Raw genomic sequence first — 14,411 nt, forward strand, 5'->3', positions numbered from 1 at the left:
GCGTGTGGCGCGGCCGCGTGCCTCAGGCCGGCCAGGCGCGTGCGATCACCCGCGCCAGCGCGGCATCGTCGCCCTCCAGCGTGCCGAATACGCGGCCGTGCTGGCGCCCGAGCCGGCTGGCCACGAAGCGCTCGGCATCGTCGGTGTCGGCATGGGCGAGCATCAACGCTGCCTGCGCGGTCAGCACGAGGCCCTGAGCAAAGCGCCGCGCGCCGGCTTCGAGGTGATCCGGCGCGTCGCGCAGCATCGCCTGCAGCGAGGCGAGTTCGGCCCGCACCGCCGGATGGCCGCCCGCGCGCCGGCCGAGGTCCTGCAATAGCCGCCCCGCGTCCTCGGGATTGCGCTGGAGCGCGCGCAGCACGTCCAGGCACATGATGTTGCCGGAACCCTCCCAGATCGAGTTGACCGGCGCCTCGCGGTACAGCCGCGCCATCGGGCCTTCCTCCACGTAGCCGTTGCCGCCCCACACCTCCATGGCTTCGCCCGTCACCTCGATGGCCCGCTTGCAGACCCAGAACTTGGCCGCCGGCGTGACGATGCGCTTCCAGGCGGCGGCCAGCGGATCGGCATCGGCCCGCTCGAAGGCGTGCGCCAGTTCCATCATGAGCAGGGTCGCGGCCTGGCTTTCCAGCGCCAGGTCGGCCAGTACGTTGCGCATCAGCGGCTGCTCCGCCAGCAGGCGGCCGAACGCCATGCGATGCCGCGCGTGATGGATGGCCTGCACCAGCGCCGCGCGGATGATGGCGGCGCTGCCGATCACGCAGTCCAGCCGGGTATAGGTGGCCATCTCGATGATGGTCGGGATGCCACGGCCCTCCTCGCCGATCAGGATGCCGGTGGCCTCGCGGAATTCCACTTCGCTGCTGGCGTTGGAGCGGTTGCCCAGCTTGTCCTTGAGACGCTGGATCTGCACCGGGTTCTTGCTGCCGTCGTCGCGAAAGCGCGGCACGAAGAAGCACGACAGCGGCCCATCCTCCGCGCCCATGCGCGCCACCACCAGGTGGGCATCGCACATCGGGGCGGAGAAAAACCACTTGTGCCCGGTGATCGCGTACTCCGCGCCGCGGCCCTCGCCGCGTGCGGCGCGCGCGACGGTGGTGTTGCTGCGCACATCGGAGCCGCCTTGCTTTTCCGTCATGCCCATGCCGATCATCACGGCGTGCTTGTCGCGCCAGGGCAGGTCGCGCGGATCGTGCTCGGTGGCAAACAGCTTCGGCCCCAGTTCGGCGAACAGCGCCGCTTCCTTCTGCAGCACCGGGATGCTGGCGAACGTCATGGTGGGCGGGCACAGGGATCCGGATTCGGCCTGCGCCTGCAGGAAATAGCCGGCGGCGCGCGCCACCCACGCGCCCTCCCTGGGCTGCGCGAACGGCAGCGCCTGCAACTGCTGGCTGCGCAGCAGGGCCAGCAAGGCGTGCCATGCAGGCGGAAATTCCACTTCGTCGATGCGCTCGCCGGTGCGGCTGTGCGTATGCAGCTCGGGCGCGTGGCGATTGGCCTCGTCCGCCCACTGCTGCACATCGGGTTTGCCCAGGCGCGCGCCGAAGACATCGAGCGCACTGGCGTGCCAGCCGCCGCCAAGCCGCTCCAGCGCGGCGCGCAGCGCGGGGTCGCCGGTGAACAGGTTGTAGCCGGTCAGGTCCGGAACCTGGTTGAACACGCGGTGGGTGGCGGCTTCGGTCATGAGGTCTCCTGTGCAGTCTTCTGCGCGCGTCGCGCATGGGCATGCCTGATTGCATGGTAGAGCAAGCGGCGCGCTATGTGCATGGGCTCGCACTGTGTCCGGCCCCCAACACTTTGCACCGCCATGGCAGGGCTCACGGGCCGGGTGCTTGCCGTTCGCCGCTCCCCGGCGATACACTGCACGCTCCTTTCTCGACGCTGCTGCGCAGAAGGTACTTTTTGCCCCGGTTCCCCGGAGGCACCCCCGTACCTTGTATTCCCAGCAGCCATGTCTTCACTTCCCCGTCTTGAAAAAGCCCTGCAGCGCCAGGGCATCCATGTCGAGCGCAGCCAGGGTGTCTATCACTTGCGTAACGAACACGCCCAAGCCTCGGTGCTGTTGCCCGCCACGCTTGCCCTGGAAGCGAAAGCCGTACGGCAGTTGCTCGACTTCGCCGCGGTGCGTTCACCGGACGGCCACCACGGCGTTTGCAAAGCCTGCGCCACGCCGGACTTTCATCCCGGCGGCATCGCGCCGGTCGGATCGATCGTTGCCACCGACGCGGATTTCGTCATTCCCGCCGCGATCGGTACCGACATCAACTGCGGCATGCGCCTGATCACTACAGGCCTGAAGCAAGCCGCCCTGCTGCCCCAGCAGGATGCCCTTGTGAGCAGGCTGACGCGTGCCTTGCTCGATAACGGCCGCGACGTGCCGGTGCATAGCGCCGCGTTCCGCGCCCTGTTCGACGAGGGACCCGCCGCGTTCATCGATCGCGTGGCGCCGCAAGGCTTGTGGGCGCAGGTCGATCGTGACCGGCTGGAGGCCGAACTTGCCGCTTGCGTCGGACTGGACGCGTTTGACGGCAGTGCCCGCTATGCGCCGGATGCGCACGTCGGCAATCGCGAGGTCTTTCGCGATCCCTGTCTCGGCACGCCGGGCGGGGGCAATCATTTTGTCGAACTGCAGGTCGTGGACGAGATCTTCGACAGGCACGCCGCGTATCGCGTTGGCCTGGCGCCCGGCGATGTCGTGGCGATGATCCACAGCGGCTCGCGCGATGTCGGCTTCTACGTGGGCCGGCGCTGGATGGACCGGGCGCGCCAAGCCTGGCCTGCGGGCCTGAAGCATCCGACGAGCGGGCTGTACGGCTTGGCGGGCAGCCTGGCGCACGAGTACCTGGTGGCCATGGGTACGGCGGCACGCTATGCCTGGGCCAACCGGGTCGTGCTGGCCGAACTCGTGCGCAAGGAACTGGCCGAGTTGTGCGGCGCGACGGCTTCGCGGCTGGTGGTCGACGTGCCGCATAACGTGGTGCTGCGCGAAAACGGCCTCAATATCCACCGCAAGGGCGCGACACCCGCGCATCACGGCGACCTGGCCCTGATCCCCGGTTCCATGGGGGATGCGTCCTATATAGTGAGCGGTTTGGGTCACACCGATTGGCTCTCGTCATGCAGCCACGGAGCCGGCCGCAGTGTCCGGCGCCAGGCCTTGCGCCGCTTGAAAAGCGATCATGCCAACGCCGAGTGGCGCTGCGTCACGCTGCGCGAGGAGCGTAGGGTGGAAGAAGCCCCCGAGGCCTACAAGCCGATCGGTCCGGTGCTGCAGGCACAGGAAGAGGCCGGGCTGATCGAAGCCGTGGCGCGGTTGAAGCCTTGGGTGACCTTCAAGGCTTGAAATCACGGCGGTGTTCGAATGGCAGTGCATGCGCACGCTAAGTCATGGTGCGTTGCAGCGTAATGGCGTGCAATGGTGTGCATGCTATCGCCTGGGGGCCGCGCGGCCCTCTGCCATACCTTGACGCACGACACTCCAGATTGAAACAGGGGTGGTCAAGCCCCGAGCCTTGTGCTTAAATTCACCCCGTTGGATGAAACAGGGGTGCCGTACGGATGGGCCGTGCGGCTGAGAGAGTCCCTTCGAACCCGATCCGGCTAGTACCGGCGTGGGAAGTTTCATGGTTACCGAACAGCTCCTGCCTTCTCCAAGGCACATGACCCGGCCACACCGCCGCGGCCATGCTCACAGGGCTCCTGGTTTCGTCCATCCCCGCAAGAGAGAGGACGACACCCATGGCCCGCACAAATACCGCCCCCGCCGCATCTTTCGAGTCGCTTGAAACCGATCTCGACAAAAAATTTGCCTATCCGGCATCCAGCAAGACCTACCTGACCGGGAGCCGCCCCGATATCCGCGTGCCGCTGCGCACGATCCTGCAGACGTCCACGCGCACGGACAAGGGCGAGATGTCCAATCCGCCGATTCCCGTGTATGACACGTCGGGCCCGTACAGCGATCCGGACATCCATATCGACCTGAAGGCCGGCTTGCCCTCGGTACGCGGCAAGTGGATCGAAGAGCGCGGCGACACCGAAGTGCTGTCCGGTCTGTCGTCGGAATACGGCCTGGCGCGCGCCGCCGATCCGGCCACCGCCCACCTGCGCTTTGCCCAGCTGACCAACCCGCGCCGCGCCAAGGCCGGCGCCAACGTGTCGCAGATGCACTATGCGCGCCGCGGCATCATCACGCCCGAGATGGAATACGTGGCGTTGCGCGAGTCGCTGAACCTGCAAGCGCTGTACGACAAGCCCGAATACAAGGCGCTGCTGCGCCAGCACCCCGGCAATGCGCTGGGTGCCGCGCTGCCGCTGCGCCCGGAAGACATGACGCCGGAATTCGTGCGCCGCGAAATCGCTGCCGGCCGCGCCATCATTCCCGCCAACATCAACCACACSGAGCTGGAGCCGATGGCGATCGGGCGCAAYTTCCGCGTCAAGATCAACGGCAACCTGGGCAACTCCGCCGTGACGTCGTCGCTGGCCGAGGAGGTGGAAAAGATGGTGTGGTCGATCCGCTGGGGCGCCGACACCATCATGGACCTGTCCACCGGCAAGCACATCCATGAGACCCGCGAGTGGATCCTGCGCAACTCGCCGGTGCCCATCGGCACGGTGCCCATCTACCAGGCGCTGGACAAGACCGGCGGCATCGCCGAGGACCTGACCTGGGARATGTTCCGCGACACGCTGATCGAGCAGGCCGAGCAGGGCGTGGACTACTTCACCATCCACGCCGGCGTGCTGCTGCGCTATGTGCCGATGACCGCGGACCGTGTCACGGGCATCGTCTCGCGTGGTGGTTCGATCATGGCCAAGTGGTGCCTGGCGCATCACAAGGAAAACTTCCTGTACACGCACTTCGACGAGATCTGCGAAATCATGAAGGCGTACGACGTGTCGTTCAGCCTGGGTGATGGCCTGCGTCCGGGTTGTATCGCCGACTCCAACGACGACGCACAGTTCGGTGAGCTGCGCACGCTCGGCGAGCTGACCGACAAGGCCTGGAAGCACGACGTGCAGGTCATGATCGAAGGCCCGGGCCACGTGCCGCTGCAACGCATCCAGGCCAATATGGATGAAGAGCTCAAGCACTGCTATGAGGCCCCGTTCTACACGCTCGGACCGCTGGTGACGGACATCGCCCCCGGCTATGACCACATCACCAGCGGCATCGGTGCGGCCAACATCGGCTGGATGGGCACCGCCATGCTGTGCTACGTCACGCCGAAGGAACACCTGGGCTTGCCGGACAAGGAAGACGTGCGCGAAGGCATCATCACCTACAAGATCGCCGCTCACGCGGCCGACCTTGCCAAGGGCTGGCCGGGCGCGCAGCTGCGCGACAACGCACTGTCCAAGGCACGTTTCGAGTTCCGATGGGAAGACCAGTTCAATCTCGGCCTGGACCCGGAACGCGCGCGTTCGTACCACGACGCCACGCTGCCGGCCGAAGGCGCCAAGATCGCGCATTTCTGCTCGATGTGTGGTCCCAAGTTCTGCTCGATGAAGATCACSCAGGAAGTGCGCGACTACGCCGCCTCGCTCAAGCCCGAAGCCGAGCAAGGCATGCAGGAAAAGTCGATCGAGTTCGTCAAGAGCGGCAGCAAGATCTACTCGTAAGGCGTAGGGCCATGGTGCGGCGCATGCCCGTGCAGCGCCGCACGCGAAGTACCGTGCCCCTTCCCCGAAGGGGCACGCCATGACTTAAAGGAGGCCGGTGCTCGCCGCGCCATCGCGGCGAGCACCGGCACAACCATCCCCATGACAACGCAGTCGTTTGATGTGGCCGTGCTCGGCGCCGGCCTGGCCGGGCGCCTTTCCGCCTGGCAACTGGTACGTGCCGGCCTGCGCGTGGCGCTGGTCGAGCGCGGTGGCCCCGACGGCGTTGGCTCGGCCGCGCACGTTGCCGCGGCGATGCTCGCGCCCCTGGCGGAATCCGCCATTGCCGAGCGCCGCATCGTCGAGCTTGGCACCGCCAGCGTCGACTTGTGGCGCACCTGGGTGGCCGAATTGCCGGAGCCGGTGTTCTTCCAGGAGGACGGCACGCTGGTGGTATGGCATACCCGCGACCGCAGCGAGATGTCGCTGTTTACCAGCCGGGTGCGCGCGGTGGCGCCGCCGGAGTTGGTGGCCGAGCGCATGCGCGCGCTGGACGGCAATGGCGTCGCCGCGCTCGAGCCCGCGCTCGCGGGCCGTTTCTCCCAGGGGCTGCTGCTGGCCGGCGAAGGCCAGCTGGACAATCGCGGCACGCTGCGCGCATTGCTGGCTTGCGCGGTGGCAGGCGGGCTGCATTGCGTCTGGGAGGCCGGTGAAATCGAAGTGGGCGACCTGCCTGCGCTGGGTATCCGCGCGCGCACGGTGCTGGATTGCCGTGGCCTTGGCGCCCGCGCCGCCTGGCCGGGGCAGCCCACCGCGCACGGCAGCATGCCGGGATTGCGCGGCCTGCGCGGTGAAGTCGTGCGTGTGCACGCACCCGAGGTCAAGCTGCATCGCCCGGTGCGCCTGCTGCACCCGCGTTACCCGATCTATATCGCGCCCAAGCCCAACGACCTCTACGTGATCGGCGCCACCGAGCTCGAAAGCGAAGATGATTCGCCGATGAGCGTGCGCTCCGCGCTGGAGCTGCTTTCCGCGGCGTATTCGCTGCACCCCGCCTTTGGCGAGGCGCGCGTGCTGGAACTCAATGTGCAGCGCCGCCCGACGCGCCCGGACCACCTGCCGGCCATCCGGGTCGACCAGCATGCCCGCATCGTGCGCCTCAATGGCCTGTACCGGCACGGCTTCCTGATCGCCCCGGCGGTCACCGAGGCCGCCTGCCAGGTAGTGCGGGCTCTGCTCGACGACGATCCTGCCGCGCATGCCGTGCCCGCCTCGGTGCGCTGGCCTGGCATGATCGCGGCCGCGCTCGATACCGTCGCCGGCTCGCCGGTGCTGCACTGAACGACAATGACCATGGATATCCTGCTCAACGGCCGTCCGCTCGCCCTTGCCGATAACGCCACGCTGGCCGATGCGGTGGCGGGCGCGGGCATCGCGCCGCCATTTGCCGCCGCGCTCAACGGCCAGTTCGTGCCACGCGCCGCGCATGCGGCCACCGTGCTCGCCGCCGGCGATCGTATCGACCTCGTGCAACCCGTGACGGGAGGCTGACCCCAAATGACCTTCAATTCCACAGAACCCCGGCGCGACCTGTTCGCCGACCCCTTCGTGCTCTATGGCGAGTCGTTTGCCTCGCGCCTGTTGCTGGGAACCGCGCGCTATCCGTCTCCCGCCACGCTGCAGGCCGCGGTGGAGGTGGCCCGGCCCGCCATGCTGACGGTGGCGCTGCGCCGCCAGGGCTCGGTCGGCGATGGCGAGGGCGGCCAGGCTTTCTGGCAGATGCTGCGCTCGCTGAACGTGCCGGTGCTGCCCAATACCGCTGGCTGCATGGCGCCGCAGGAAGCCATCACCACCGCCATGATGGCGCGCGAAGTGTTCGAGACCGACTGGATCAAGCTTGAGCTGGTGGGCGACGACTACACGCTGCAGCCCGATACGCTCAACCTGCCCGCCGTGGCCGAGACGCTGATCAAGGAAGGCTTCAAGGTGCTGCCGTATTGCACGGAGGACCTCGTGCTGTGCCGCCGCCTGCTGGATGTGGGCTGCCAGGCGCTGATGCCCTGGGCCGCGCCCATCGGCACCGGGAAGGGCGCCGTCAATCCGCACGCCATGCGCCTGTTGCGCGAACGCTTGCCGGATACCCCGCTGATCGTCGACGCTGGCCTCGGGCTGCCGTCGCACGCGGCCCAGGTGCTGGAGTGGGGCTACGATGGCGTGCTGCTGAACACCGCCGTGGCGCAGGCTGCCTATCCGGTCAACATGGCACGCGCCTTCGCACTGGCTGTGGACGCGGGCCGCACCGCCTACCTGGCCGGCCCCATGCCGGAGCGCGATATCGCGCAGGCCAGCACGCCGGTGGTGGGCATGCCGTTCTGGCACGCCGAAGGCGCGGAGGACCGCGCATGACCCGCAATCTTCTCCCGGCCGGTATCGACGCCGCGCTGCGCGACACGCTGCTGGCGCGCTATGGCGCCACCTTCGGCACCAGCGGCAAGGCCTGGCGCGCGTGGGGGCAGGGCAACGCCCCCGCCGCGCTCGGCGATGCCGACGTGGTGCTGTTCGACGGCGAGGCCGACGAGGCCACGCTGGCGCGCATTGCCGGCGCTGGCGCCATTGCCATCGAGAGCGACCGCGAAGGCGGGCAATGGAGCGACACCGTGCGCTCGCCGATGGGCACCTGGGTCTTCAGTGCCCATGCCGACGACGACACCGCGCATTCGCCGGCCTTCGTCGCCGTGCTGCTGGCTTGCCTGGCGCTGCATTTCCCCGCGCACGATGCGCTCTGCCTGGCGCGCGCCTGGCAGCCGGGCTCGCTGGACTGGCCGGTGGACTTCGCGCGCTTCCCGCACGTGCGCCACGCCGCGCTGGTCGCGCCGGAGCAGCGCGCCGAGCCCTTCGCACCGTGCCCGCCGCTGGGTTTGTACGCGGTGGTGCCCAGTGCCGCATGGATCGAGCGGCTGGTGCCGCTGGCGGTGCCCACCGTGCAGCTGCGCTTCAAGTCCGACGACGCGCAGGCCGTGCGCAGCGAGATCGAGCGCGCCGCCAAGGCCGCGCGCGGCAGCGCTTCGCGCTTGTTCATCAACGATCACTGGCGGGCTGCCATCGACTACCACGCCAGCCAGGGTGGCGACAGCGGCATCTATGGCATCCACCTCGGCCAGGAAGACCTCGACGAGGCCGACCTCGATGCGCTGCGCGCCTCCGGGCTGCGCCTTGGCGTGTCCACGCACGGCTATGCCGAGATGCTGCGCGTGGCCACCATCGGCCCGAGCTACCTGGCGCTGGGTGCGATCTTCCCGACCACCACCAAAATCATGCCGACCGCGCCGCAGGGCCTGGGCCGCTTCCACGCCTACGTCAAGCTGATGCAGCCTGTGGTGCCTTCGCTGGTGGGCATCGGCGGCGTCGATGCGGCGCGCTTGCCGGAGGTGCTGGCGGCTGGCGTTGGCAGCGCGGCCGTGGTGCGCGCGATTACCGAGGCGGCTGACGTGCCTGCGGCGGTGACGAATCTGCTGGGGATGTTTCCGGCGGCGTGATGTGCCGCCTGGCCCGGAGCGAGGGTACGCATGCGTGCGTCTGACCGCTCTCACTCCGGGAGTCCGAGCTTGCACATTCCGCCGCATACCGATGCCAGTCATTCGCTTAGCAACTCCCGAAGACGTACCCGGCCTGCCTGCCATCGAACGCGCAGCGGCTGAACTATTCCCCGAGTCCGACCTGCCTCCCGCGCTGCGCCAGCAAGTCACGCCGCTCGAAGACCTGCAACGCGCGCAGCGTGAGCGCCGCCTGTGGGTCGCTATCGCCCCCGACGGCACGCCAGCCGGCTTTGCGCTCGCCAGCGTGCTTGGCCAGCATGCCTGCCTTGACGAGATGGACGTCCACCCCGCCCACGCCCGCCGCGGCATCGGCCGCGCACTTGTGCGCGCCGTAGCCGATGGTTTGCGCCGGCAAGGCCTGCAGGCGCTCCATCTCACCACCTTCAGCCACCTGCCGTGGAACGCGCCGTTCTACGCAAGCCTCGGCTTTTGCCGTCTCGATGAAGCCGATCTCAGCCCGGCGCTTTGCGCCGCACTGGCGCGAGAGGCGGCGCTCGGCTTGCGCCAACGCATCGCCATGCGCCTGGCGTTGTGAGCCACGCCGGCGCCGAACGGCGTTACGATAGCGGCGTGCCATCCACTCCGGCGAACCCCATGATCTCGTCCCAGTTCGTCAGCCGCGTCACCCTGCGGCGCGACATCGTCGACAGCTTAGAGCGCTACCCCTTCAACCTGCCCGCGGTGCGCACGCTGGACGCGATGGAGATGCACCCCAAGGTGACCTTCCTGGTTGGCGAGAACGGCTCGGGCAAGTCCACGCTGATGGAGGCCATTGCCGTGGCCATGGGTTACAACGCCGAGGGCGGCTCTCGCAATTTCAGCTTCGGCACACGCCGGTCGCATTCGGTGCTGCACGAATACCTGCGCGTTGCGCGCGGCTTCAAGCGCCCGCGCGATGGCTTCTTCCTGCGCGCGGAGAGCTTCTTCAACGTGGCCACGGAAATCGAGCGCCTGGACCAGGAGCCGGCCTTCAGCCCGCCCGTCATCAACGCCTACGGCGGGCGTTCGTTGCACGAGCAATCGCATGGCGAATCGTTTCTCGCGCTGATGATGCATCGCTTTGGCGGCAATGGGCTCTACCTGCTCGACGAGCCCGAGGCGGCGCTGTCGCCGCAGCGGCAACTGGCGGTGCTGTCGCGCATCCATGATCTGGCCGAAGACGGCTCGCAGTTCATCATCGCCACGCACTCGCCGATCCTGATGGCCTATCCGAATGCGTGGATCTACACCTGCTCGCCGGACGGCGTGGCGCGGATCGACTATCAGGACACCGAGCACTTTCGCGTGACGCGCGATTTCCTGGCCAATCCCGAGCGCATGCTGCGCGTGCTGTTTGGCGACGAGCCGGGCGGCGAGAGCGAGACAGTCTAAATGCTCCGCTATCCCACGCTGATCGTTTCGCTGATGATGCTGCTTCTCACATTCAGTGGCGGGGATGCGTACTGGATCGCCGGTGTTGGCGTGCTTGACCGAGCGTTGCAGGGCGGCGCCTTTGTCTGGATCTTCCTGTTTTGCTTCCTGGCCTACATGCCGCTCCTGGTGCTGGTTGCCAGCTACACGCTGCGGGATCTGCTGGCGCTCTACCTGTATAGGAACCGGCGCGCTGTCGTCAGCCTGTTCTTGTTTTCCGTGATGCCATCGATCGCGCTCTATCGCTTCAATGCCTGGTTCGTCCGGGAGATCCTGTAGGCGCTGGCAAGCGCCTGCGCTCAGCCGCGCGCGCCACGCTCCAGTATCTTGTACAGATGCGAGCGTGAAATGCGCAGTTGCTCCGCCGCGCGCTTCTTGTTGCCACCGTGCCGCGCGATGGCCTGCAGCACGGCCTCGTACGCGACTTCCCGCAGGTCCGCCGGCGATGCGGCGCGCGCATCGGTCTCAGCCTCGTCCGCCGCCTCGTCCAATGCCTCGCCATACGGCAACGGCGGCTCGTTCAGGCTGTACGCCACCGCGCTTTCCTCACCCCGGGCGAAATCCGCCGCGCGCAGCACGCGTGCGTCGCAGAACACCAGCGCCTCTTCGATCTTCTGCCTGAGCTGGCGCACATTGCCCGGCCATCGCCGCTCGGCCAGATAGCGCGGCACCTCGGATGCCACTTCCGGCACCGGCACCTTGTTGCGCGCGCAGAAGCCGCGCACGAAATGGGTCAGCAGGGCAGGGATGTCCTCGCGCCGCTGGCCCAGCGCGGGAATGCGCAGCACCACGCCGCTCAGGCGGTAATACAGATCCAGGCGGAAGCGTCCGCCATCGATCAGCGCCTGGATGTCGCGGTTGGTTGCCGCCACCAGCCGGAAGTCCACGCGCTGCGCCTGCCGGCTGCCCAGCCGTTCCACCATATGGTCCTCCAGCACGCGCAGCAGCTTGACCTGCATCTCCATCGGGATATCGGCAACTTCGTCGAGGAACAGCGTGCCGCCGGCGGCCTGCTCCAGCTTGCCAGCCTGCCCAAGGCGATGGCTGCCCGTGAAGGCGCCCGCCGCATGCCCGAACAGTTCGGCCTCGATCAGCGTGGCGGGCAGCGCGGCCAGGTTCAGGCTGACCAGCGGCTTGCCCTGGGCCGCGCGGCTGGCGCCGTGGATGGCGCGCGCCACCAGTTCCTTGCCGGTGCCGCTTTCGCCGAGGATCAGCACCGGCACGTCCAGGCGCGCCACCGTGTCGATCTCTCGGCGCAGCCGCTGCATGGGGGCGCTGTCGCCAATCAGCAGGCCGGGGCCGGCGCCCGCCTGCTGCTCGCGCAACGCGTCGAGCTCGCGTTGTGTTTGCGCCAGTTGCGAGCGCAACTGCGTCATCTCGCGGTGCATGCGGCCGATGGCTTCTGGCTCCTTGAAGAGGATCTGGCCGATGGCGCCAACCACCTCGCCCGCGGCACTGATCGGGATGCGGTTCACCACGCGTGTCACCCCGTTCATCTCCTGCAGTTGCCCGATCTCGGCTTTGCCGCTGGCGGCCACCTGCGCCAGGCGCGAGTTGGGGATGACGTCCACTGCGGGCCGGCCCGTGCCTTCACCGGTGCGCAGGCCGAGGAATTTTTCGTGCACCGGGCTGATGAAGCGCACGTTGCCCGCGCGGTCCGCCACGGTGATGGCCTGATAGGGGTTGGTGATGAAGTGATCGAGGATCGCGCCGGCAAAGGGTACCGCGCCGAGGAAGTCGAAGAGGGCTGCGTCACGCTCGGCCGGGCGCAGCAGGATGACCTGCCGCTCGCGGTCGCGCAGACGCATGGCGATGAAGCGGTGCGCGGGCTTGCTGTCGGGGCCGGGCAGGGTGCATTCGAACAAGCGGCCGGCATCCTGGGGGGAGTCGCCGTCGCCGGCGAGCCCTGCGCTGGCGGCTAGCGCGGCGGTTGCCAGCGTGGCGTTGGCGGCGAGTCCCAGGCTGGCTAGTACGTCTCCCGCGTGGCTGGCGACCAGTACGCCAAGGCTGTCTTCAGTGCCGGGGAAAGTGTCTTCAGGTGTCGCTGATGACGACATGTTGTGTCTCCGTCGTGGGCACTTTTGTGTCCTTATTGCGAACACAATATCAGCGAGCCATAGAAAGAACAATGAAATCAAGGGCTGGCGCGCCTGGCACGTTTGCTGCGTTTATGCATTTAGATAGCCCACGACCATAACAACAGCACTAAGGAGACCGCCGTGTCCTGGCAGCCCGAAATCGATGAACTGGCCTACCGCAAGCAACTCGCCGCGCAGCTCGGCGGCCCCGACAAGGTCAAGCGGCACAAGGACGCCGGCAAGCTGACCGTGCGCGAGCGCATCGACGCGATCGCCGATGCCGGATCGTTCCGCGAGGTGGGCGCGCTCACCGGCAGCGGCCAGTACGACAGCAACGGCCGCCTGGTGGGCCTGACGCCCGCCAACCTGGTGATGGGGCGCGCCAAGGTGGACGGCCGCCCGGTGGTGCTGGTGGGCGATGACTTCACCGTGCGCGGCGGCGCCAACGACGGTGCCGTTGGCGAGAAGCTGATCCACGCCGAGAAGATGGCGCACGACCTGCGCTTGCCCATGGTGCGGCTGGTAGACGGCACCGGCGGTGGCGGCTCTGTGCGCAATATCGAGAACAAGGGCTACACCAACATCCCCACCATGAAGGTGTGGCAGCACGTGGTGGAGAACATGTCGCTGGTGCCGGTGGTGTCGCTGGCGCTGGGCTCGGTGGCCGGCATGGGCGCGGCGCGCGTGGCCGCGAGCCACTACTCGGTGATGGTCAAGGGCACCGCGCAATTGTTCAACGCCGGCCCGCCGGTGGTGGCGCGCATCGGCCAGGTACTGGAAAAGAACGAGCTCGGCGGCAGCCAGATCCATACGCGCAATGGCGTGGTCGATGACGAAGTGGCGAGCGAGGAAGAAGCCTTTGCGCGCGCGCGCCGCTTCCTGTCCTACCTGCCGGGCTCGGTGCATGAACTGCCGCCGCGCGTTGAGCCAACCGACGATCCCGCCCGCCGCGATGAGTGGCTGCTCAGCGCGATCCCGCGCGATAGCCGCTCCGTCTACAAGGTGCGCCCCATTGTCGAGACGCTGGTGGACCAGGGCTCCTTTTTCGAGATGGGCCGGCACTGGGGCCGCGCCATCGTGACCGGGCTGGCCCGCGTGGATGGCTGGCCGGTGGCGGTGGTGGCGAGCGATCCGTATCACTACGGCGGTGGCTGGGACGGCCCCACCGCGGAGAAATTCATCCGCTTCGTGGACCTGGCCGAAGCCTTCCACCTGCCGGTGATCAATATGGTCGATATCGCCGGCTTCCAGATCGGCCTGGAAGCCGAGAAGGCCGGCACCATGCGCTACGGCGTGCGCGCGCTGGCCGCGGTGTACCAGGCCACCACGCCGTGGTGCTCCGTGATCCTGCGCCGCGCCTATGGCGTGGCGGCGGCGGGGCACCAGCATATGGGCCGCTTCAACTTCCGCTACGCATGGCCGTCCGGCAACTGGGGCTCGCTGCCGATCGAGGGCGGGCTGGAGGTCGCCTACAAGGCCGAGATCGAAGGCGCCGACGACCCTGTGCAAAAGCGCGCCGAGATCGAGCAGCGCGTGCGCAGCCTGACGTCGCCGTTCCGCAGCGCCGAAGCCTTCGTGGTGGAAGACATCATCGACCCGCGCGATACGCGCTCGCTGCTGTGCGAGTTCGCCAACCTGGCGGCGCCGCTGCGCGAGCCGGGCGTGCGCAAGTTCGGCATCCGGCCCTGAGACGAGAGTCCGCCAGGCAAATCAGACACAAGCA

Annotated in this window: 12 protein-coding genes and 1 riboswitch; of the genes, 10 read left to right on the forward strand and 2 right to left on the reverse strand. The window is 67.8% G+C overall.

Annotation, left to right across the window (positions count from 1 at the left end):
* Positions 1 to 22: 22 nt before the first annotated feature.
* The gene (locus tag AC1DQR_RS04390) at positions 23 to 1,684 is read right to left on the reverse strand and encodes an acyl-CoA dehydrogenase family protein (protein ID WP_416050263.1); all 1,662 of its coding nucleotides are present in this window, start codon (positions 1,682 to 1,684) and stop codon (positions 23 to 25) included.
* A 267-nt stretch (positions 1,685 to 1,951) separates the two neighbouring features.
* Here AC1DQR_RS04390 and AC1DQR_RS04395 point away from each other — a divergent pair, with 267 nt between their 5' ends.
* The 9 genes from AC1DQR_RS04395 (at position 1,952) to AC1DQR_RS04435 (ending at position 10,889) form a co-directional block, all read left to right on the forward strand.
* Positions 1,952 to 3,343, forward strand: coding sequence for an RtcB family protein (locus AC1DQR_RS04395; protein WP_477132588.1), 1,392 nt, complete (start codon positions 1,952 to 1,954; stop codon positions 3,341 to 3,343).
* 190 nt (positions 3,344 to 3,533) lie between these two features.
* Positions 3,534 to 3,635: riboswitch (TPP riboswitch) on the forward strand.
* Between the two features lie 103 nt (positions 3,636 to 3,738).
* Positions 3,739 to 5,625: a phosphomethylpyrimidine synthase ThiC gene (gene thiC, locus AC1DQR_RS04400; protein WP_416050286.1), complete on the forward strand. Its 1,887-nt coding sequence runs from the start codon at positions 3,739 to 3,741 to the stop codon at positions 5,623 to 5,625.
* Positions 5,626 to 5,766: 141 nt separating this feature from the next.
* The gene (locus AC1DQR_RS04405) at positions 5,767 to 6,945 is read left to right on the forward strand and encodes an FAD-dependent oxidoreductase (protein WP_416050287.1); all 1,179 of its coding nucleotides are present in this window, start codon (positions 5,767 to 5,769) and stop codon (positions 6,943 to 6,945) included.
* A gap of 12 nt (positions 6,946 to 6,957) precedes the next feature.
* Complete coding sequence (gene thiS / locus AC1DQR_RS04410; protein WP_150989923.1) at positions 6,958 to 7,155, forward strand: sulfur carrier protein ThiS; 198 nt, start codon at positions 6,958 to 6,960, stop codon at positions 7,153 to 7,155.
* Positions 7,156 to 7,161: 6 nt separating this feature from the next.
* The gene (locus tag AC1DQR_RS04415; RefSeq protein WP_416050288.1) at positions 7,162 to 8,010 is read left to right on the forward strand and encodes a thiazole synthase; all 849 of its coding nucleotides are present in this window, start codon (positions 7,162 to 7,164) and stop codon (positions 8,008 to 8,010) included.
* Positions 8,007 to 9,140: a thiamine phosphate synthase gene (locus AC1DQR_RS04420; RefSeq protein WP_477132589.1), complete on the forward strand. Its 1,134-nt coding sequence runs from the start codon at positions 8,007 to 8,009 to the stop codon at positions 9,138 to 9,140. Before AC1DQR_RS04415 ends, AC1DQR_RS04420 begins: the two co-directional genes overlap by 4 nt.
* Before the next feature lie 91 nt (positions 9,141 to 9,231).
* Positions 9,232 to 9,735, forward strand: a complete 504-nt coding sequence (locus tag AC1DQR_RS04425) for a GNAT family N-acetyltransferase (RefSeq protein WP_416050290.1) — start codon at positions 9,232 to 9,234, stop codon at positions 9,733 to 9,735.
* A 59-nt stretch (positions 9,736 to 9,794) separates the two neighbouring features.
* Complete coding sequence (locus AC1DQR_RS04430) at positions 9,795 to 10,571, forward strand: AAA family ATPase (RefSeq protein ID WP_416050291.1); 777 nt, start codon at positions 9,795 to 9,797, stop codon at positions 10,569 to 10,571.
* The gene (locus AC1DQR_RS04435; protein ID WP_416050292.1) at positions 10,572 to 10,889 is read left to right on the forward strand and encodes a hypothetical protein; all 318 of its coding nucleotides are present in this window, start codon (positions 10,572 to 10,574) and stop codon (positions 10,887 to 10,889) included. It abuts the gene before it with no gap.
* Between the two features lie 20 nt (positions 10,890 to 10,909).
* On the opposite strand, the gene AC1DQR_RS04440 is transcribed toward AC1DQR_RS04435, so the two are convergent.
* Entirely contained in the window at positions 10,910 to 12,667 is a 1,758-nt protein-coding gene (locus AC1DQR_RS04440) for a sigma-54 interaction domain-containing protein (RefSeq protein WP_416050293.1), read from the reverse strand.
* Positions 12,668 to 12,829: 162 nt separating this feature from the next.
* Between AC1DQR_RS04440 and AC1DQR_RS04445 the strand changes: the two genes are divergently transcribed.
* Positions 12,830 to 14,377, forward strand: a complete 1,548-nt coding sequence (locus tag AC1DQR_RS04445) for an acyl-CoA carboxylase subunit beta (protein WP_043343137.1) — start codon at positions 12,830 to 12,832, stop codon at positions 14,375 to 14,377.
* Positions 14,378 to 14,411 lie beyond the last annotated feature (34 nt).

This window comes from Cupriavidus sp. 05L411 (assembly GCF_056398045.1).

Excerpts from the sequence above, each read along its gene's own strand:
- AC1DQR_RS04390 (WP_416050263.1), bottom strand. The coding sequence starts at position 1,684 with ATGACCGAAGCCGCCACCCACCGCGTGTTCAACCAGGTTCCGGACCTG.
- AC1DQR_RS04440 (WP_416050293.1), bottom strand. The coding sequence starts at position 12,667 with ATGTCGTCATCAGCGACACCTGAAGACACTTTCCCCGGCACTGAAGAC.
- AC1DQR_RS04415 (WP_416050288.1), top strand. The coding sequence starts at position 7,162 with ATGACCTTCAATTCCACAGAACCCCGGCGCGACCTGTTCGCCGACCCC.
- AC1DQR_RS04435 (WP_416050292.1), top strand. The coding sequence starts at position 10,572 with ATGCTCCGCTATCCCACGCTGATCGTTTCGCTGATGATGCTGCTTCTC.
- thiS (WP_150989923.1), top strand. The coding sequence starts at position 6,958 with ATGGATATCCTGCTCAACGGCCGTCCGCTCGCCCTTGCCGATAACGCC.
- AC1DQR_RS04420 (WP_477132589.1), top strand. The coding sequence starts at position 8,007 with ATGACCCGCAATCTTCTCCCGGCCGGTATCGACGCCGCGCTGCGCGAC.
- AC1DQR_RS04430 (WP_416050291.1), top strand. The coding sequence starts at position 9,795 with ATGATCTCGTCCCAGTTCGTCAGCCGCGTCACCCTGCGGCGCGACATC.
- AC1DQR_RS04425 (WP_416050290.1), top strand. The coding sequence starts at position 9,232 with ATGCCAGTCATTCGCTTAGCAACTCCCGAAGACGTACCCGGCCTGCCT.
- AC1DQR_RS04395 (WP_477132588.1), top strand. The coding sequence starts at position 1,952 with ATGTCTTCACTTCCCCGTCTTGAAAAAGCCCTGCAGCGCCAGGGCATC.
- AC1DQR_RS04405 (WP_416050287.1), top strand. The coding sequence starts at position 5,767 with ATGACAACGCAGTCGTTTGATGTGGCCGTGCTCGGCGCCGGCCTGGCC.